Origin of the sequence: Streptomyces chartreusis (assembly GCF_008704715.1) — a bacterium.
GTDB classification, from domain to species: Bacteria; Actinomycetota; Actinomycetes; order Streptomycetales; family Streptomycetaceae; genus Streptomyces; species Streptomyces chartreusis.
In genome coordinates this window covers 8,214,629-8,234,684 of the sequence record NZ_CP023689.1, presented here as the reverse complement: position 1 = coordinate 8,234,684, position 20,056 = coordinate 8,214,629, and the positions used below count along the sequence as shown (strand labels likewise).

Genomic DNA, 20,056 nt, shown 5'->3' with positions numbered 1-20,056 from the left:
GACACGACCTTCGAGGGGCACCACGGCACGGGTACCCGGACGGCCTCCCCCTCTGTCATCTCAACCTGAGAGCTTCACCGGACCGCCCGAAGGCCGTCGGCTTTCACCGTCGGTGAGAGCGGAAGCCGTCGACACCCGCTCTGCTTTCCAGAGTGACCTCGTCCGTGCGGTACGTGAGCCTGAGAGATTCCGGGGAGGATTTGCTCCTTCGGCGCCTCCGGTGTTGTCCGGAGGACTCTCCCGCACGGGGTCAGCAGCCGCTAGTCAGCCTACCAGCGAGGTCGACGCACGGACCTTCGAGTGGCCGCTCTCACCATTCTGCCTTTTCGTAGTGCTTACGGATGAGTTGCGACCCAGTGGAGGGCCCGTGCAGACCGACATCGATCCGCGCAATCTGATCGGCCGCAAGGCCTTCGACCGCAACGGCACCAAGATCGGCACGATCGACGAGGTCTATCTCGACGACGCGACCGGAGTGCCGGAATGGGCGGCCATACGCACCGGCCTGTTCTCCCGCGACGCCTTCGTCCCTCTGGAGCCCAGCGAGCTGGTGGAGGGCACCCTCCGCATCCCCTTCGACCGCGCCCTGATCAAGGACGCCCCCGACTTCGGAGTGGGCCGCCACCTGTCCCCCGAACAGGAACTCCAGCTCTACCACCACTACGGCCTCGACGTGACGGCCCCGCCCCTCCCCCCGACCACGACTTCGGCAAGTTGGCCCCCACGGAACCCCCGAACAACAACGACCCGACGACTCCCCACCCCTGACCGGCTCAGACCCCACCGACCACGGCCCCGTCAGGTGCCCCCGACGTGGCAGATCCCCCGTCTCCCGCAGCACCCCGGCTTCCCCCACCCCCTCCGGGCCGCTCCTCCACCAGCGGCAACGGCTCCACCGCCTCCAGGCCCGGATCCTCCACCCGAAACGTCCGCACCCGCCCCGGCTCCGTCGACCCAGGCGTCTCGAACCGCACGGTCACCCGCCCGAGCCCACTCCCCTGCACCCACCCGTGCCCGTACTCGGCATGCCGCACATCCTGCCCGGCAAGCCATTTCCGCTCACTAGGCGTCTCCTCCCCCCGCGCCACGGCCACAGCATCCGCGCCGTCCTCGCCACCCTCCACCGGCTGCTGCTCCGCCAGCTCCCCCGCGGCCTGGGCGAACAGATCCTCCTGCGTGTAGTCGGCAAGCCCGCTGACCCCGACCCCCAGCAGCCGCACCCCACCCGTCGTGTCCACGGACTCCAGCAGCCGAGCAGCGGCCTCCCGCACCACCGCCGGATCATCCGTCGGCCCCCGCAAGGTCTCGGACCGCGTCAGGGTCGAGAAGTCGTACCGCCGCACCTTCAGCACGATGGTCCGCCCGGACAGCCCGGCCCCCCGCAGCCGCCGCACACAGCGGTCGGCCAGCCGCTGCACCTCAAGACCGACCCGCACCCGGTCGTGGATGTCCACGTCGTACGTGTCCTCGACGGACACGGACTTCGTCTCCCGCTCGGCCACCACGGGCCGCTCGTCGTGCGCCAGCGCCATCGCGTACAGCGCATGCCCATGGGCTTTGCCCAGCAGCCGTACGAGCTCGTCCTCGCCGGCCTCGGCGATCTCCTCGACCGTATGGATCCCGGCCCGCCGCAGATGGTCCCCCGTCGCCGGCCCCACCCCCGGCAGGGTGCGCACCGACATCGGCCCGAGCATCGCCCGCTCGGTCCCCGGCTCGATCAGCACCAGCCCGTCCGGCTTGGCCTGCTCGGAGGCGATCTTCGCGAGCATCTTGGACGCGGCCAGCCCCACCGATCCCGCGAGCCCCGTGGCGGACCGTATGTCGCCGCGCAGCTTGGCCCCCACCAGCCGCGCCGACGAGTCGTCCCAGGCCGCTCCCCCGGCCTCCAGATCCACGAACGCCTCGTCCAGGCTCAACGGCTCCACCAACGGCGACAGCTCCCGCAGCAGCGCCATCACCTGCTCGCTGATGTCGCGGTAGATCCCGAACCGCGGCACGAGATACGCGGCGTTCGGCGCCAGCCTCCGCGCCTGCGCCATCGGCATCGCCGAGTGCACCCCGAACACCCGGGCCTCATAGGACGCGGTGGCGACGACTCCACGCGGCCCGAGCCCGCCCACGATCACGGCTTTCCCACGCAGGCTCGGCTTGGATGCCTGCTCCACCGAGGCGTAGAAGGCATCCATGTCGAGATGCAGGATCGTGGGCGCGTTTCTCACATCTCCGATGCTGCCTCACGCCACTGACAATGCCCCGCTGCAACCGCACGTTTGCAGCCACCGGCCACCGGCAGCGGCCGACAGCCCACCAGGCGCCGACCCGACCACCACGAAGCGCCCCGCAAGCCGGGACCGAAGCCCGCTCAGACCGCCCGGTTACGCCGCCGAGCCAGCTCGTCCGCCGGGTTGTGCCCGACGAGCGTCTCCCCGGTGTCGATCCGCTCCCCGTGCAGCTGCGACAGCGCGCTCTCGACGTCCCGCCACACCACACCCACGGCGATCCCGAAGATCCCCTGCCCGCCCTGGAGCAGCGCGTGCACCTCGTCCGGCGAGCTGCACTCGTACACGGTCGCGCCGTCGCTCATCAGCGTCATGCGCTCCAGGTCGCTGAAGCCCTGCTCCCGCAGGTGCTGCACGGCGGTGCGGATGTTCTGAAGCGACACACCGGTGTCGAGGAAGCGCTTGACGATCTTCAGGACGACGACGTCCCGGAAGCTGTACAACCGCTGCGTCCCGGACCCGTACGCGGGCCGCACGCTCGGCTCGACGAGCCCGGTGCGCGCCCAGTAGTCCAGTTGGCGGTATGTGATGCCGGCGGCCGCACATGCCGTCGGACCGCGGTAGCCGATCTCTTCCGACCCCATGGACGCCGCCCCTCCGCCGGTGCTCGGCACGGCCGTCGGCCGATGCGAAGCGTGATCGGCAGCACCGCCCTGAACAGCGCTGCTGTGAAGCGGGTACGGACCGCTCGCCCCGAGACTGCGCCCGGGGGCACCCCCAGCCGTACCGTCGCCGCTGCTTCTCACGCCGACCTCCGTCCTTGACCTGCCTTCTCGACGGTAGGCAGTCACCAGGGGTGCGTCAACGATCGCCACACTCGGCACGCCGAGTGATAATCACCCTAGGAGTGGTTTCCCGTCTCCCACCGCGGGGAAAGGCTAGCCGAATGCCTTCGGAGCGGGCCTCGGGACGCTCTCGCTCGCCACTGGCAAATGCCGGCATTTGAGCTGTAACCGACTGTGGGCCGAGCCGACACGGACCGCAAGTCCGCCCGGCCCCGCCCACGCCGTCTCACTGGCTGCTGGTGCCGAAGTCCTCGGGCGAGATCTGGTCGAGGAACTCGCGGAATTTCTCCACCTCGTCCTCCTGCTCGTCCGGGATCGCGATGCCGGCGTCGTCGAGCACTCCGTCGCTGCCGTAGATCGGCGTTCCGGTGCGCAGGGCGAGCGCTATGGCATCGGACGGACGGGCGCTCACCTCGACGCCGCTGGCGAAGACCAGCTCGGCGTAGAAGACGCCCTCACGCAGATCCGTGATGCGTACTTCGGTGAGCTCCTGGCCGACGGCCTCCAGCACGTCCTTGAACAGGTCGTGGGTCAGCGGTCGCGCGGGGGCCATGCCCTGCTGGGCGAAGGCGATGGCCGTCGCCTCCCCAGGCCCGATCCAGATGGGGAGGTAGCGGTCGCCTCCCACTTCGCGCAGGAGCACGATCGGTTGGTTGGAGGGCATTTCGACCCGGACACCTACGACATCGAGCTCGTTCACACAGCAACCCTAGGCCGTGCTCGGGACGTTTGGGTAGTCGGGCAGAGAACGGGTGGCCGATCCGGCCTTCCTGTGCTTGCCCCGCTCAGGGCAGCCGTACCCCGAGAGCCGTCTGCACCAGCGCGGAGTGCAGCTTGACCGTGAGACCCGCCAGTTCCTTGGCGCGCGCCTCGGCGTGAGCCCTGGTCTGGGGGTTGCGGTGCCGCTTCAGCGGCGCCACGACCTGGTCCACGAGCCCGGCCTCACGATCGGCGGCGGCCTTCATCACCCGAAGATGCCGGGGCTCGATCCCGAACCGCCCCAGCTCGGCCACGAGCGCGGCCACGGTGACGGCCTCCGCGTCGTAGACCCCGTCCGGCAGCGGAGCGATCAGGCCGTACGACTCCCACTCCGCCAGCTCGCGCTCGTCGATCTCGGCGGCGGCCAGCAGCTCGGCCCGCCCGATGCGGGCCGCTGTGGGCCCCTCCACGGGCTCCAGGACCGTTTCTCCGTCCCGCTGGCGGCACACGGTCGGCAGCGGTGCCGCCTCACCGCGCTCCATGGCGTCCAGGTGCTCCCGGATCACCTTGAGGGGCAGATAGTGGTCCCGCTGCATCCGCAGGACGTGACCGAGCCGCTCGACGTCCTGCGCGCTGAACTTGCGATACCCCGAGGGGGTTCGCTGCGGCTCGACGAGCCCTTCCGACTCCAGGAAACGGATTTTGGAGATGGTGATGTCAGGGAACTCGTCACGCAGCACGTTCAGCACCGTGCCGATGCTCATCAGCCGACCGTCCGTGGCGGCGATGCCGTGGCCGGCACCGCCGCTCGGTGATTTCAGCATGGACCTTCCCTGGGTCTCCCCGGACGGTCTCCGGGGGAGGGTCAGTAGCCCCGCTGGCTCGCGTAGAAGACCAGCCGGTACTTGCCGATCTGCACCTCGTCGCCGTTGTTCAGCGGGACCTGGTCGATCCGCTCGCGGTTGACATACGTGCCGTTCAGGCTGCCGACGTCGGCCACCGTGAACGAGCCGTCCTGGGCGCGACGGAACTCCACGTGCCGACGCGAGACCGTCACGTCGTCCAGGAAGATGTCGCTCTGCGGGTGACGACCGGCCGTGGTCAGATCGCCGTCCAGGAGGAACCGGCTGCCGGAGTTCGGTCCGCGGCGCACCACCAGGAGCGCGGAGCCCAGCGGCAGCGCGTCGACAGCGGCCTGCGCCTCGGGCGACAGCGCCGGGATCTGCGTCTGACCGGTGGTCTCGGCGTCGTACGCCTCGATACCGGAGATGGAGATCGTGGAGGTCGTCTCGGACGGTCGCTCGGGCGTCGCGCCGCTTCGCAGCGGAGCACCGCAGTTGGAACAGAAGCGGCTGTTCTCCGCGTTGCGGTTACCGCACCTCGTACACACCAGGGCCGACATCGGGGAAAACCCTCCACCCGTACTTGAGGTTGACGGTTGCCCGAAACCTATGTCGCCGGACTGGCCAGGGTCAACTGACGGCGCGCCCTGACCTCCGGAAATGTCACCGCCCGGCCCAGGCACCTGATCCCTGAACAGCGGGCGCTGGCCCTCGTCGTCCCCTTGTGCGCGGTGACGAGCGGTCGCGTTGTCGCTGCCCTCTCGCGCGCTCTTGCCGAACAACTTCGCAAACAACTTCACGGGCGATTCCCCTTGACCGAAACAGACCCGCCCGTGGGGCAGGACGAACCCTGACTGCTCTCTCTGGCCGACTCAGACATCCTCACAACGTCCGTCTCCACCAGACAGTTTCCACCACGCACCACCCAATCGGTGCGCCGACCCCCCGCAACCTCATGCCCTCCGCCGACGTCCCCCATGCACCCCCGGTTCACTGGGAGGACGACCGAGCGTAGTCAGGCCGCTTCGCCGCTCGCAAGGCGTCCACAACGATCTTGTCCGACCGCTCGATCGTCACGGTGGCCTGCTCCTTCTCGAGGGTCTGCACCACGCCTCCAGGGATGTTGAGCGCCGGTTCGAGGTCCTGCGGCTTGCCGATGACCTTGAAACGATAGGGCGCGTTGATCTTGTTCCCGTCGACGCTCACGCTGTTGCCGGCATCGGTCAGGTAGGTCCCGGCGACGACGCGTACGCCGTTCACCTGGATCGCCTCCGCGCCGGCCGCGCGCAGCTCCTGGATCGCGTCGAGCAGCATGTCCGCCTCGACCGTCCCCTTCGTGTCGTCGATGGTCATCGTGATGCCAGGTCCCTGAGCGGCCACCGTGCCCGCCAGAATGCCGAGTTGCCTCTCCTTCTCGACGGTCTGCCTGCGGGCCTCCTCGGCCTGGTTCGAACTGTTCTCCAGTTCGTCACGCTGCTTCTCGAGACCTTGCTTCTCGTCCTCTAGACGCTGAGTACGGTCGTCCAGTTCATCGAGAATGCGAACGAGATCTTCCTGACGTGCGCCGCGCAGGGCACTGTCGCTGTCACTGTTCGACGCCACCTGGACGGCGAGACCGAACCCGAGGCCGAACAACAGCAGGGCGACGATGAGTTGGGCACGGGTCACACGGGGCGGCCACAGCCCCTGCGCGAGCCGCTGCCGACCGGTCAGCCCGGCTTGCCGGTTCCCCTGCTCCTCGGGCGCCTCCGGGCCCTCAGGGGCCTCGGGAGCCTCACCCGCACCGGCCGCCACCTCTTCGGGCAGCTCCTTGCGCAGCCTGTTCTCCGGGGTCTGTTCCTGGTTGCTCATCGGCCTCACGCCCGGAACACGTGCCGGCGAATCGCCGCGGCGTTGGAGAAGATCCGGATGCCGAGCACCACGACGACACCCGTGGACAGCTGGGCGCCGACGCCCAACTTGTCGCCTAGGAACACGATCAGCGCGGCCACGACCACGTTGGACAGGAACGACACGACGAAGACCTTGTCGTCGAAGATGCCGTCGAGCATGGCCCGCAGACCCCCGAAGACGGCGTCCAGAGCCGCCACGACGGCGATCGGCAGATAAGGCTCGACGACTGCCGGAACCTCCGGCCGGACCAACAGTCCGGCCACGACTCCGACGACGAGGCCCAGTACGGCGATCACGATGTGCCCTTCTCGGTTTTCTCGGTGTTCGGCTGTGCTGTACGTACGATCACACTCGGGGCGGCGGGCAGCCGCAGGTCTCCCTGCACGGAAATGCTGGTCCGGATGCCGAAGTTCTCCTGCAAGGCGTGCAGGTACAGCCCGTCGGCACTGTCCTGGAACCTGGTGCTCAGCCGCTCCCCGTCCCCCACCGCCAGCACCGTGTACGGCGGTACCAGTGGCTTGTTGTCGACCAGTATTGCGTCACCCGCGGCCCTGATCGCCGACAGGGCGGTCAGCCGCTGTCCGTTGATCGAGACGGCTTCCGCGCCCGACTCCCACAGCCCGTTGACCACCCGCTGCATGTCGCGGTCGCGCACGCGGCCGGTGTCGGAGAACCCGGACGACCCCCGCGCGTCGCCGTCGCCGTCCGTGCCCGCTTCCTTGGCGTCGTTCACGACCAGTTTCACGCCAGGGCCGTGCACCTCGACCGAGCCCGCGAGGATGCCCACGAGCTCCGCCTGGTCGCCGCCGACCGTCTTCAGGGCCTCGCGCTGCCGCGCGCTCACGTCGGCGCGCAGGTCGTCGACGGTCTCCTCCAGCTCGTCCGCCGTCGCCGTCTCCCGGTCGATGCGGTCGATCAGTTCCTCGCGCTCCTTGGCCACCACCGGAGCCGCCACGCGCGCCTGCGCCGCTCCCACTGTCACCACGAGCGCCGCGAGCACCAGACCGGCGGCGAGCCCCAGCTTCGCCCTCAGCGTCTTCGGCAGTCCCCCGGCACCCGCGGCCTTCTTGCGGGCAGCGGCCTCGGCGTATCCGTCATCGAGGCTGTGATCCATGACGTTGTTGAGCAGCGACATGGACGCGTCCGGGCGCGCAGGGGGCGTGGATGTGCTCCGAACGGGGGGCGGCTGCGGCATGCCGCACATCGTCGCACGTCGCGGCCGCTACCTCCGAATGGCCCCACCGGCGTGCCGGACAGGCCCCCTTTCGGGGACACCTGTCCGGCACGCGCGTGTGCGTCTTGCTTTATCGGCCGGCGCTGTCCACGACCGCGGACCACTCGTCGAGCAGCTCCTGGGCAGACGCGTCGTCCGGGCCCTCGGCCCACAGATGGGTGACCGCCTCCGCCGGGTCCGGCAGCACCATCACCCACCGCCCGTCGGTCTCCACGACCCGCACTCCGTCGGTCGTGTCGACAAAGCGATCTCCGGCCTCCTCGACGACCCGTCGCATGACGAGCCCCTTGACGGCCCAAGGTGTCGCAAGATCGCGCTTGATGACATGCGCCCGCGGAATCCGCGCGTCGATCTGGCTCAGCGTGAGCTGCGTCCGCGCCACCAGCCCGATCAGCCGTACGAAGGCCGCCGTGCCGTCGAAGACGCTGCTGAACTCCGGGACGATGAACCCGCCCCTGCCGTCCCCGCCGAAGATCGTCGTGTCGTCACGGCCGACCCGGGTCAGGTCGTCGGGCGACGTGGTCGTCCACTCCACCTGAGTGCCGTGATACGCCGCCACCTGCTCGGCGATCCTCGTGGTGGTCACCGGCAGCGCCACACGCCCGCTGCGCCGCTCGGCGGCCACCAGGTCGAGCATGACCAGCAGGGCACGGTCGTCCTCGACGATCCGCCCCTTCTCGTCGACCAGCGAAAGCCGCTCGCCGACCGGGTCGAACCGCACGCCGAACGCGGCCCGCGCGGACGCCACGATCTCGCCCAGCCGCACCAGCCCCGACCGCCGCGTGTCCGCCGACTCGGTGGGCCTGGACTCGTCGAGACCGGGGTTAATGGTCAGCGAATCCACACCCAGCTTGCCGAGCAGGCTGGGCAGCACGAGCCCGGCGCTACCGTTCGACGCGTCGACGACGACCTTGAGCCCCGAATCCGCGATCCCCGTCGTGTCGACGTTCCGCAGCAGCGACCCGGTGTACGAGTCGAACACACTGGCCGGGAAGTGCAGGTCCCCGATCTCGCCAGGGAACGCACGCCGGTACTCCTGCCTTGCGAAGACCCGGTCCAGCTTCCGCTGACTGGCCTGCGACAGATCCGCCCCCTGCCCGTCGAAGAACATGATGTCCACGGAGTCCGGCACACCAGGTGTCGTCCGGATCATGATCCCGCCAGCACTGCCCCGCGCGGTCTGCTGCCGCGCCACGGGCAGCGGTACGTTCTCCAGGTCTCGTACGTCGATGGCACTGGCCTGAAGCGCGGAGATGACCGCCCGCTTGAGCGCCCGGGCACCACGGGAGTGGTCGCGGGCCGTGGTGACGGTGGAGCCCTTCTTCAGGGTCGTCGCATACGCGCCGGCGAGGCGCACGGCGAGCTCCGGCGTGATCTCCACGTTCAGGATTCCGGAGACGCCACGGGCACCGAAGAGATGCGCCTGACCTCTCGACTCCCAGATCACCGAGGTGTTGACGAAGGCGCCGGCCTCGATGGTCTTGAACGGATAGACCCGGACGTTGCCCTGAACAATCGATTCCTCACCGATCAGGCACTCATCACCGATGACCGCGCCGTCCTCGATCCGGGCCGCCCGCATGATGTCGGTGTTCTTTCCGACGACACATCCACGCAGATTGCTGTGCTGCCCGACGTACACGTTGTCGTGCACGACGGCCTTGTGCAGGAAGGCACCGCTCTTCACGACCACGTTCGAACCGACGACGGTGTGCTCCCGGATTTCCACGCCGGCCTCGACCTTGGCGTAGTCACCGATGTACAGCGGTCCGCGGAGCTCGGCGTCGGGATGCACCTCGGCACCTTCCGCCACCCAGACACCCGGGGAGATCTCGAAGCCGTCGAGCTCGACGTCGACCTTGCCCTCCAGGACGTCGGCCTGCGCCTTCACATAGCTCTCGTGAGTGCCGACGTCCTCCCAGTAGCCCTCCGCGATATAGCCATAGATCGGCTTGCCTTCCTTCATCAGCTGCGGGAAGACATCACCGGACCAGTCCACGGGTACGTCGGCCTCGACGTAGTCGAAAACCTCTGGCTCCATCACGTAGATACCGGTGTTCACGGTGTCCGAGAAGACCTGGCCCCAGGTCGGCTTCTCGAGGAAGCGCTCGACCTTGCCTTCCTCGTCGACGATCGTGATACCGAATTCCAGCGGATTGGGCACCCTGGTCAGACAGACGGTGACGAGCGCGCCTTTTTCCTTGTGGAAGTTGATCAGCTCGGTGAGGTCGAAGTCGGTCAGGGCATCGCCGGAAATGACGAGGAAGGCATCGTCCTTCAACGCCTCTTCGGCGTTCTTGACGCTTCCGGCGGTACCGAGTGGCTTCTCCTCGTTGGCGTAGGTGAGCTCCATTCCGAGCTCTTCACCGTCACCGAAATAGTTCTTGACCAGCGAAGCCAGGAACTGAACTGTCACGACGGTCTCATTCAGCCCATGCCTTTTGAGCAGCCTCAGAACGTGCTCCATGATCGGCCGGTTGGCCACCGGCAGGAGCGGCTTGGGCATGCTTGAGGTCATGGGGCGAAGGCGCGTGCCTTCGCCTCCGGCCATCACGACGGCCTTCATGTCGGAAGCGTCCTCCTCTAAGAGACGACGGTCTAGCCGACTTCACCCGTCCAGATTGTCCCGCACTTTTCCACCGCGGGCCATCGGGCAACTACGCCCGCTTCAATCCGCGAGTTCACTCGGCCATGGCGTCCGCTCGGACCAGGCGGCGGACCTGAACCACGTAGAGAACTCCTGCCCACCAGTACAGCGTTGTACCCCATCCGGCGAACGCCCATCCGAAAATAGCAGCGAGTGACGGGATCCATCCACTTCCGTCACTGAGCAACAGCAACGGGAAGGCATACATCAGGTTGAACGTAGCTGCCTTCCCAAGGAAGTTCACCTGCGGCGGCGGATACCCGTGCCGCCTGAGGATGCCCACCATCACCAGCAGAACCAGCTCACGTGCCAGAAGTGCAGCGGTCAACCAGATGGGCAGAATCTCGCGCCACGTGAGACCGACCAAAGTCGAGAGAATGTAGAGCCGGTCGGCCGCCGGGTCGAGAAGCCGGCCGAGGCTGCTGATCTGGTTCCAGCGCCGCGCGAGCTTGCCGTCCAGGTAGTCACTGACGCCGCTCAGAGCCAACACCAGAAGAGCCCAGCCGTCACTCTTCGGCCCGCCGAACTCAGGCCTCAGAATCAGCCACAGGAACAGCGGCACGCCAAGCAGCCGCGCCATGCTGAGGATGTTGGGGATGGTGAGGACCCGGTCTGTCTGGACACGGGTCTCCTGGACCTCCACCCGGGGGCCTCCTGTGGGAAACGTACCTACGATGCCCCCTGACCCTACCTCAACGCAAAAAAGCTCTGGCCCTTGGGCTGAGTGCCCAAGAGCCAGAGCTCTAAAAGGAGTTCGGCGGCGTCCTACTCTCCCACAGGGTCCCCCTGCAGTACCATCGGCGCTGTAAGGCTTAGCTTCCGGGTTCGGAATGTAACCGGGCGTTTCCCTCACGCTATAACCACCGAAACACTATGAAACTGTCGAACCATGCCACACCACACCCCAGAAACCCGGGATGCGGGGCTGTTCGTGGTTTCAGAACCAACACAGTGGACGCGAGCAACTGAGGACAAGCCCTCGGCCTATTAGTACCGGTCACCTCCACACGTTACCGTGCTTCCAGATCCGGCCTATCAACCCAGTCGTCTACTGGGAGCCTTACCCCATCAAGTGGGTGGGAATACTCATCTCGAAGCAGGCTTCCCGCTTAGATGCTTTCAGCGGTTATCCCTCCCGAACGTAGCCAACCAGCCATGCCCTTGGCAGAACAACTGGCACACCAGAGGTTCGTCCGTCCCGGTCCTCTCGTACTAGGGACAGCCCTTCTCAATATTCCTGCGCGCGCAGCGGATAGGGACCGAACTGTCTCACGACGTTCTAAACCCAGCTCGCGTACCGCTTTAATGGGCGAACAGCCCAACCCTTGGGACCGACTCCAGCCCCAGGATGCGACGAGCCGACATCGAGGTGCCAAACCATCCCGTCGATATGGACTCTTGGGGAAGATCAGCCTGTTATCCCCGGGGTACCTTTTATCCGTTGAGCGACGGCGCTTCCACAAGCCACCGCCGGATCACTAGTCCCGACTTTCGTCCCTGCTCGACCCGTCGGTCTCACAGTCAAGCTCCCTTGTGCACTTACACTCAACACCTGATTGCCAACCAGGCTGAGGGAACCTTTGGGCGCCTCCGTTACTCTTTAGGAGGCAACCGCCCCAGTTAAACTACCCATCAGACACTGTCCCTGATCCGGATCACGGACCCAGGTTAGACATCCAGCACGACCAGACTGGTATTTCAACGACGACTCCCCCTGAACTGGCGTCCAGAGTTCACAGTCTCCCAGCTATCCTACACAAGCCGAACCGAACACCAATATCAAACTGTAGTAAAGGTCCCGGGGTCTTTCCGTCCTGCTGCGCGAAACGAGCATCTTTACTCGTAGTGCAATTTCACCGGGCCTATGGTTGAGACAGTCGAGAAGTCGTTACGCCATTCGTGCAGGTCGGAACTTACCCGACAAGGAATTTCGCTACCTTAGGATGGTTATAGTTACCACCGCCGTTTACTGGCGCTTAAGTTCTCAGCTTCGCCCCACCGAAATGGAGCTAACCGGTCCCCTTAACGTTCCAGCACCGGGCAGGCGTCAGTCCGTATACATCGCCTTACGGCTTCGCACGGACCTGTGTTTTTAGTAAACAGTCGCTTCTCGCTGGTCTCTGCGGCCACCCCCAGCTCATGGAGTAAATCCAATCACCGGACATGGCCCCCCTTCTCCCGAAGTTACGGGGGCATTTTGCCGAGTTCCTTAACCATAGTTCACCCGAACGCCTCGGTATTCTCTACCTGACCACCTGAGTCGGTTTAGGGTACGGGCCGCCATGAAACTCGCTAGAGGCTTTTCTCGACAGCATAGGATCATCCACTTCACCACAATCGGCTCGGCATCAGGTCTCAGACACATGTCAGGCGGATTTGCCTACCTGACGTCCTACACCCTTACCCCGGGACAACCACCGCCCGGGATGGACTACCTTCCTGCGTCACCCCATCACTCACCTACTACCACCTTGGTTCGGCGGCTCCACCACTCCCCTTTGCCCGAAGGCTCCAGGGCGGCTTCACGGCCTTAGCATTAATGGGTTCGATGTTTGACGCTTCACAGCGGGTACCGGAATATCAACCGGTTATCCATCGACTACGCCTGTCGGCCTCGCCTTAGGTCCCGACTTACCCTGGGCAGATCAGCTTGACCCAGGAACCCTTAGTCAATCGGCGCACACGTTTCTCACGTGTGAATCGCTACTCATGCCTGCATTCTCACTCGTGAACCGTCCACCACTGCCTTCCGGCGCGGCTTCACCCGGCACACGACGCTCCCCTACCCATCACAGCCTCCGTTGGGAGTATTGCTGCAATGACACGACTTCGGCGGTACGCTTGAGCCCCGCTACATTGTCGGCGCGGAATCACTAGACCAGTGAGCTATTACGCACTCTTTCAAGGGTGGCTGCTTCTAAGCCAACCTCCTGGTTGTCTCTGCGACTCCACATCCTTTCCCACTTAGCGTACGCTTAGGGGCCTTAGTCGATGCTCTGGGCTGTTTCCCTCTCGACCATGGAGCTTATCCCCCACAGTCTCACTGCCGCGCTCTCACTTACCGGCATTCGGAGTTTGGCTAAGGTCAGTAACCCGGTAGGGCCCATCGCCTATCCAGTGCTCTACCTCCGGCAAGAAACACACGACGCTGCACCTAAATGCATTTCGGGGAGAACCAGCTATCACGGAGTTTGATTGGCCTTTCACCCCTAACCACAGGTCATCCCCCAGGTTTTCAACCCTGGTGGGTTCGGTCCTCCACGAAGTCTTACCTCCGCTTCAACCTGCCCATGGCTAGATCACTCCGCTTCGGGTCTTGAGCGCGCTACTATACCGCCCTATTCGGACTCGCTTTCGCTACGGCTTCCCCACACGGGTTAACCTCGCAACACACCGCAAACTCGCAGGCTCATTCTTCAAAAGGCACGCAGTCACGAGATATGTGCAAGCACATATCCGACGCTCCCACGGCTTGTAGGCACACGGTTTCAGGTACTATTTCACTCCCCTCCCGGGGTACTTTTCACCATTCCCTCACGGTACTATCCGCTATCGGTCACCAGGGAATATTTAGGCTTAGCGGGTGGTCCCGCCAGATTCACACGGGATTTCTCGGGCCCCGTGCTACTTGGGTGTCTCTCAAACGAGCCGCTGATGTTTCGACTACGGGGTCTTACCCTCTACGCCGGACCTTTCGCATGTCCTTCGCCTACATCAACGGTTTCTGACTCGTCTCACAGCCGGCAGACTGTGAAAGAGAGATCCCACAACCCGCATACGCAACCCCTGCCGGGTCTCACACGTATACGGTTTGGCCTCATCCAGTTTCGCTCGCCACTACTCCCGGAATCACGGTTGTTTTCTCTTCCTGCGGGTACTGAGATGTTTCACTTCCCCGCGTTCCCTCCACTTGCCCTATGTGTTCAGACAAGGGTGACAGCCCATGACGACTGCCGGGTTTCCCCATTCGGAAACCCCCGGATCAAAGCCTGGTTGACGACTCCCCGGGGACTATCGTGGCCTCCCACGTCCTTCATCGGTTCCTGGTGCCAAGGCATCCACCGTGCGCCCTTAAAAACTTGGCCACAGATGCTCGCGTCCACTGTGCAGTTCTCAAACAACGACCAGCCACCCATCACCCCGCTGTCATCAGCGAGTTCACTGGGGCCGGCACCTGAAGGCAGCCTGACCGGCCGTACCTTCAGACACCCAACAGCGTGCCAGGCCGGACCCTGTCCGGAGATCATGCGTTCCACGCTCCGAAGAGCAGTACTGGCAAGCCTCCGACCCAGAAGATCGGCCGAATAATCAACGTTCCACCCATGAGCAACCAGCATCAGACATTCGCCGATGTACTGGCCTCTGACCAACCGGAGTTGGTGAGAAGTGCTCCTTAGAAAGGAGGTGATCCAGCCGCACCTTCCGGTACGGCTACCTTGTTACGACTTCGTCCCAATCGCCAGTCCCACCTTCGACAGCTCCCTCCCACAAGGGGTTGGGCCACCGGCTTCGGGTGTTACCGACTTTCGTGACGTGACGGGCGGTGTGTACAAGGCCCGGGAACGTATTCACCGCAGCAATGCTGATCTGCGATTACTAGCAACTCCGACTTCATGGGGTCGAGTTGCAGACCCCAATCCGAACTGAGACAGGCTTTTTGAGATTCGCTCCACCTCACGGTATCGCAGCTCATTGTACCTGCCATTGTAGCACGTGTGCAGCCCAAGACATAAGGGGCATGATGACTTGACGTCGTCCCCACCTTCCTCCGAGTTGACCCCGGCGGTCTCCTGTGAGTCCCCATCACCCCGAAGGGCATGCTGGCAACACAGAACAAGGGTTGCGCTCGTTGCGGGACTTAACCCAACATCTCACGACACGAGCTGACGACAGCCATGCACCACCTGTACACCGACCACAAGGGGGGCACTATCTCTAATGCTTTCCGGTGTATGTCAAGCCTTGGTAAGGTTCTTCGCGTTGCGTCGAATTAAGCCACATGCTCCGCTGCTTGTGCGGGCCCCCGTCAATTCCTTTGAGTTTTAGCCTTGCGGCCGTACTCCCCAGGCGGGGAACTTAATGCGTTAGCTGCGGCACCGACGACGTGGAATGTCGCCAACACCTAGTTCCCACCGTTTACGGCGTGGACTACCAGGGTATCTAATCCTGTTCGCTCCCCACGCTTTCGCTCCTCAGCGTCAGTAATGGCCCAGAGATCCGCCTTCGCCACCGGTGTTCCTCCTGATATCTGCGCATTTCACCGCTACACCAGGAATTCCGATCTCCCCTACCACACTCTAGCTAGCCCGTATCGAATGCAGACCCGGGGTTAAGCCCCGGGCTTTCACACCCGACGTGACAAGCCGCCTACGAGCTCTTTACGCCCAATAATTCCGGACAACGCTTGCGCCCTACGTATTACCGCGGCTGCTGGCACGTAGTTAGCCGGCGCTTCTTCTGCAGGTACCGTCACTTTCGCTTCTTCCCTGCTGAAAGAGGTTTACAACCCGAAGGCCGTCATCCCTCACGCGGCGTCGCTGCATCAGGCTTTCGCCCATTGTGCAATATTCCCCACTGCTGCCTCCCGTAGGAGTCTGGGCCGTGTCTCAGTCCCAGTGTGGCCGGTCGCCCTCTCAGGCCGGCTACCCGTCGTCGCCTTGGTGAGCCATTACCTCACCAACAAGCTGATAGGCCGCGGGCTCATCCTTCACCGCCGGAGCTTTTAACCCCCGTCCAGGAGGACAGGAGTGTTATCCGGTATTAGACCCCGTTTCCAGGGCTTGTCCCAGAGTGAAGGGCAGATTGCCCACGTGTTACTCACCCGTTCGCCACTAATCCCCACCGAAGTGGTTCATCGTTCGACTTGCATGTGTTAAGCACGCCGCCAGCGTTCGTCCTGAGCCAGGATCAAACTCTCCGTGAATGTTTACCGGTCATCCGGTGCACACACACGAGAGCGGAACCAGGAGAGGAATAGTCTCCCGGTTCACAGCGTCCTCGCTGTGTTATTTCAAAGGAACCTCGCCCCAACCGAACGGTTGGAGACGGGGTATCAACATATCTGGCGTTGATTTTTGGCACGCTGTTGAGTTCTCAAGGAACGGACGCTTCCTTTGTACTCACCCTCTCGGGCTTTCCTCCAGGCGCTTCCCTTCGGTGTTCCAAACTCTATCAGTGTTTTTCCGGCCCTCTGACCACCGTCCTGCAGGCATGCAGAAAGTGACCCCGAGATAGGATCTGACAAGTTTGGGTGCTGCCGGGCAAGAACGCTTAGCTGCGTCACTCGGTCCCAAGCAGGAGTACGACTGTACACGTGGCCGTGGAGCGCGTGCAAATCGATTTGCGGTATGGTCTAGACCACTCTGGAGTGCCCACGCGGAACCGGCACTTCATGTGACATACCCTGCTGAACAGTGTGCCGTCCGGCACAGGCAGCGACGGCCCATAACGATCTCCACCCCTGGGAGGTTTCCCATGACCACAGTGACGTCCCCACTTGCAGGACGCGCCGTCGGACTGGCGTCCGTACCGGATCCCGTCTTCTCCGGCGCCATGGTCGGCCCGGGCACCGCGATCGACCCCGTGCGTGAGCCCTCCGAGGCCGTCTCGCCCGTGGACGGGGTCATCGTCTCTCTCCACCCCCATGCCTTCGTCGTCGTGGACGACCAGGGTCACGGGGTGCTCACCCACCTCGGTATCGACACCGTGCAGCTCAACGGCGAGGGTTTCGAACTGCTCGTGAACAAGGGCGACACCGTCACCCGCGGCCAGAGCATCGTGCGCTGGGACCCGGCGGCCGTCGAGGCGGCCGGCAAGTCCCCGGTGTGCCCGATCGTCGCCCTCGAGGCCACCGCCGAGGCTCTCTCCGATCTGCGTGACAGCGGCGATGTGAAGGCCGGCGACAGTCTCTTCACCTGGAAGTGACTTCGATGCCGTCGTATGACGGCGAGTAGGGACCACAACCACCGCGGCGGCGGGACCCGCCGCACTATCGGAGACGGGTGAGATGGAGACAACGCTGCGAGGCGTCGGCGTGAGCCACGGTGTGGCCATCGGCGAGGTTCGGCACATGGGAACGGCGGTCCTGGAACCGCCTGCCAAGCAGATTCCGGCCGAGGACGCGGAGCGTGAACAGGGGCGCGCCCGCAAGGCGGTGGAGGCTGTGGCAGCCGACCTGATGGCGCGTGGGAACCTGGCGGGGGGCGAAGCCCAGGCGGTGCTCGAGGCGCAGGCCATGATGGCCCAGGACCCCGAGCTGATGGCGGACGTGGACCGGCGTATCGCCGTCGGGAGCACGGCCGAGCGGGCGGTGTACGACGCCTTCGCCGCGTACCGCGAGCTGCTGGCCGGTGCCGGTGAGTACCTTGCCGGTCGCGTGGCCGACCTCGACGACGTGCGGAATCGTATCGTCGCCCGGTTGCTCGGGGTTCCGATGCCGGGTGTCCCGGACAGTGACGAGCCGTATGTCCTGGTGGCGCGCGACCTCGCGCCGGCGGACACAGCGCTGCTCGACCCCACTCTCGTTCTCGGCTTTGTCACCGAGGAGGGTGGGCCCACCAGTCACAGCGCGATTCTGGCGCGGGCGCTCGGGGTGCCGGCCGTGGTCGCGCTGCCGGGTGCCGGTGAGCTCGCCGAGGGCACGGTCATCGCGGTCGACGGCAGCACCGGCGACATCTTCGTGAACCCGAGCGCCGAGAAGAAGGCGGAGCTCGAGGCGGCTGCCGCCGCGCGCAAGGCCGCGCTCGCCGCGTCGACGGGGCCGGGTGCCACCGCCGACGGTCACAAGGTGCCGCTGCTGGCGAACGTCGGCGGTCCGGCAGACGTTCCGGCCGCCGTCGAGGCGGGTGCCGAGGGCGTCGGTCTGTTCCGTACCGAGTTCCTCTTCCTCGACGACAGCAAGAAGGCGCCGTCGGAGGAGAAGCAGGTCGAGGCCTATCGGCAGGTTCTCGAGGCCTTCCCCGAGGGCCGGGTCGTCGTCCGTGTCCTGGACGCGGGCGCCGACAAGCCGCTGGACTTCCTGACGCCGGCCGACGAGCCGAACCCTGCGCTGGGCGTGCGTGGCCTGCGGACGCTGCTGGACCACCCCGACGTGCTGCGGACCCAGCTGACCGCCCTCGCGAAGGCGGCGGAGGGGCTGCCCGTCTACCTCGAGGTCATGGCCCCGATGGTGGCGGACCGCTCCGACGCCAAGGCGTTTGCGGACGCGTGCCGTGACGCCGGGCTGCGGGCGAAGTTCGGGGCGATGGTGGAGATCCCCTCCGCCGCGCTGCGGGCGCGCTCGGTCCTTCAAGAGGTCGAGTTCCTGTCCTTGGGGACCAACGACCTCGCGCAGTACACCTTCGCCGCGGACCGTCAGGTGGGTGCGGTGTCCCGCCTTCAGGACCCGTGGCAGCCCGCGCTGCTCGACCTGGTCGCGCTGTCCGCGGAGGCGGCGAAGGCCGAGGGCAAGAGCTGTGGTGTCTGCGGTGAGGCCGCGTCCGACCCGCTGCTGGCCTGTGTGCTGACCGGTCTGGGTGTCACCTCCCTGTCCATGGGCTCGGCGTCCATTCCTTACGTCCGGGCGACGCTGGCGAAGTACACGCTGGCGCAGTGTGAGCGTGCGGCTGCGGCAGCGCGCGCGGCGGACAGCGCCGAGGAGGCGCGCAGCGCCGCTCAGGCGGTGCTGTCGGGCGAGTAGTCCGGGTCAGCACGGCTGCATGTTGGTTGTGCGGGGCGCCCCACCTTCGGGTGGGGCGCCCCTTCCATGTCTCAGTGGTGATGTCCGGGCGGTGTCTGGTCGCTCCCGCCTCCGAGATCCGGGGGCACGCAGTAGTCGACGCCTGATTCCGGTGAGATGAGGTCGCCCGATTCGACGTCGGTGCAGTAGGCGTCGAAGACCTCGCCCGCGGTGAGGGGCTCCAGCCGGTCTCCGCGCAAGCGCCATCCGTAGATGCGGTCGGTCGTGCCGGGCGCGCTGGTCCGCATCACGAGTCCGCCGGGGCTGTGGGTGGCGAGGCCGAGAGCGAGAACGGTGGTGAACTCCAGGGCTTCGGCCTCGTCGAGGTGTGTGGCGCCCTCGTCGTCCTCGTCGGCGTGCAGGACGGACAGGAGCGTCTCCGGGGTTCCGGTGACGCTGCATACGAGGTGCCGGCTGCCCGGCGGGGCCGTGTCGAGGATGCGTACGACGAGGTCGGAGGCGCGTGTGAAGGCGGCGCGGCCGATGTCCTCGCCGCACGTGGCGCAGGTGCCGAGGCGTGCCAGGAGGATGGACGCGTACTCCCAGGTGGCTTGTCGGACGGCTTCGTCGACGAGGGCCGGGACGACGTCCGACAGCGGCCGGCCGTCGTACGGGATCGTGGGTCCGGTTGTCGCGAGTTCGGCGGTGAAGCGTGTGCGGCTCGACGGGGCGTCGGGGTCTAGGCCGGCGTCGGCGCAGAACTCGGCGTACTCCTGCGGGTCGAAGAGGGCGATCGTCGTGTGGCCGCCCTGGGAGGCCCGGGTCCTGAGGAGGGCCTCAACCTGTTCCAGGTAGATCTTGTGGTCGTCGAAGGTGAAGGTGCGGTAGCGCCGCATGGCTCGGAAGTCGTGCTCGTCGGTCAGCAAGCCGATCGTGCCGGCGATCTCGCGGCGCAGGACGCGTCGCATCGTCTGGTGGTCGGTGTGCGCCATGTTTCCCCCTGATACGCAGTCGATCAATG

At 65.4% G+C, this 20,056-nt stretch carries 13 protein-coding genes, 3 rRNA genes, 1 pseudogene and 1 riboswitch; of the genes and pseudogenes, 3 read left to right on the top strand and 14 right to left on the bottom strand.

The genetic code is table 11. The annotated features are described in order from the left end of the window. Window positions 1–157 precede the first annotated feature (157 nt). Window positions 158–253: riboswitch (glycine riboswitch) on the bottom strand. Window positions 254–367: 114 nt separating this feature from the next. After that, window positions 368–768 (top strand): annotated as a pseudogene (locus CP983_RS36430) (PRC-barrel domain-containing protein). A 5-nt stretch (window positions 769–773) separates the two neighbouring features. Here CP983_RS36430 and CP983_RS36425 read toward each other — a convergent pair. The 13 genes from CP983_RS36425 to CP983_RS36365 all read right to left on the bottom strand — a co-directional run bounded on the left by CP983_RS36425 (window position 774) and on the right by CP983_RS36365 (window position 16,302). Further along, window positions 774–2,219 (bottom strand): DNA polymerase IV, encoded by a 1,446-nt coding sequence (locus tag CP983_RS36425; RefSeq protein ID WP_189748860.1) that lies wholly within the window; start codon window positions 2,217–2,219, stop codon window positions 774–776. A gap of 143 nt (window positions 2,220–2,362) precedes the next feature. Further along, window positions 2,363–3,025: a MerR family transcriptional regulator gene (locus tag CP983_RS36420; protein WP_107912199.1), complete on the bottom strand. Its 663-nt coding sequence runs from the start codon at window positions 3,023–3,025 to the stop codon at window positions 2,363–2,365. 265 nt (window positions 3,026–3,290) lie between these two features. Next, the gene (locus CP983_RS36415) at window positions 3,291–3,764 is read right to left on the bottom strand and encodes a bifunctional nuclease family protein (RefSeq protein WP_004002801.1); all 474 of its coding nucleotides are present in this window, start codon (window positions 3,762–3,764) and stop codon (window positions 3,291–3,293) included. 85 nt (window positions 3,765–3,849) lie between these two features. After that, entirely contained in the window at window positions 3,850–4,587 is a 738-nt protein-coding gene (ftsR, locus tag CP983_RS36410; RefSeq protein ID WP_107912200.1) for a transcriptional regulator FtsR, read from the bottom strand. Window positions 4,588–4,628: 41 nt separating this feature from the next. Beyond that, entirely contained in the window at window positions 4,629–5,447 is an 819-nt protein-coding gene (locus tag CP983_RS36405; protein ID WP_229914867.1) for an FHA domain-containing protein, read from the bottom strand. Between the two features lie 148 nt (window positions 5,448–5,595). Then, window positions 5,596–6,456: a DUF881 domain-containing protein gene (locus tag CP983_RS36400; protein ID WP_150504306.1), complete on the bottom strand. Its 861-nt coding sequence runs from the start codon at window positions 6,454–6,456 to the stop codon at window positions 5,596–5,598. 5 nt (window positions 6,457–6,461) lie between these two features. After that, window positions 6,462–6,794 (bottom strand): small basic family protein, encoded by a 333-nt coding sequence (locus CP983_RS36395; protein ID WP_003988855.1) that lies wholly within the window; start codon window positions 6,792–6,794, stop codon window positions 6,462–6,464. Beyond that, entirely contained in the window at window positions 6,791–7,693 is a 903-nt protein-coding gene (locus tag CP983_RS36390) for a DUF881 domain-containing protein (RefSeq protein ID WP_373309840.1), read from the bottom strand. The genes CP983_RS36395 and CP983_RS36390 overlap by 4 nt, the downstream gene beginning before the upstream one ends. 109 nt (window positions 7,694–7,802) lie before the next feature. Then, window positions 7,803–10,298 (bottom strand): mannose-1-phosphate guanyltransferase, encoded by a 2,496-nt coding sequence (locus CP983_RS36385; RefSeq protein WP_107912201.1) that lies wholly within the window; start codon window positions 10,296–10,298, stop codon window positions 7,803–7,805. Between the two features lie 115 nt (window positions 10,299–10,413). After that, window positions 10,414–11,022, bottom strand: a complete 609-nt coding sequence (gene clsA, locus CP983_RS36380) for a cardiolipin synthase ClsA (protein WP_030966866.1) — start codon at window positions 11,020–11,022, stop codon at window positions 10,414–10,416. Window positions 11,023–11,131: 109 nt separating this feature from the next. Further along, window positions 11,132–11,247, bottom strand: a 5S ribosomal RNA gene (gene rrf / locus CP983_RS36375). 99 nt (window positions 11,248–11,346) lie between these two features. Then, a 23S ribosomal RNA gene (locus tag CP983_RS36370) occupies window positions 11,347–14,464 on the bottom strand. Between the two features lie 312 nt (window positions 14,465–14,776). Further along, a 16S ribosomal RNA gene (locus CP983_RS36365) occupies window positions 14,777–16,302 on the bottom strand. Together the 16S, 23S and 5S rRNA genes form the textbook arrangement of a ribosomal RNA operon. A gap of 551 nt (window positions 16,303–16,853) precedes the next feature. Between CP983_RS36365 and CP983_RS36360 the strand changes: the two genes are divergently transcribed. Together CP983_RS36360 and ptsP are read left to right on the top strand one after the other, a co-directional pair. Continuing rightward, complete coding sequence (locus tag CP983_RS36360; protein ID WP_093745277.1) at window positions 16,854–17,303, top strand: PTS sugar transporter subunit IIA; 450 nt, start codon at window positions 16,854–16,856, stop codon at window positions 17,301–17,303. A gap of 82 nt (window positions 17,304–17,385) precedes the next feature. Then, window positions 17,386–19,056 (top strand): phosphoenolpyruvate--protein phosphotransferase, encoded by a 1,671-nt coding sequence (ptsP, locus tag CP983_RS36355; protein ID WP_150504302.1) that lies wholly within the window; start codon window positions 17,386–17,388, stop codon window positions 19,054–19,056. Window positions 19,057–19,127: 71 nt separating this feature from the next. Here ptsP and CP983_RS36350 read toward each other — a convergent pair whose 3' ends face one another. After that, a complete protein-coding gene (locus tag CP983_RS36350) occupies window positions 19,128–20,027 on the bottom strand; it encodes a hypothetical protein (RefSeq protein WP_150504300.1) in 900 nt (299 codons plus the stop codon). Between the last annotated feature and the right edge of the window lie 29 nt (window positions 20,028–20,056).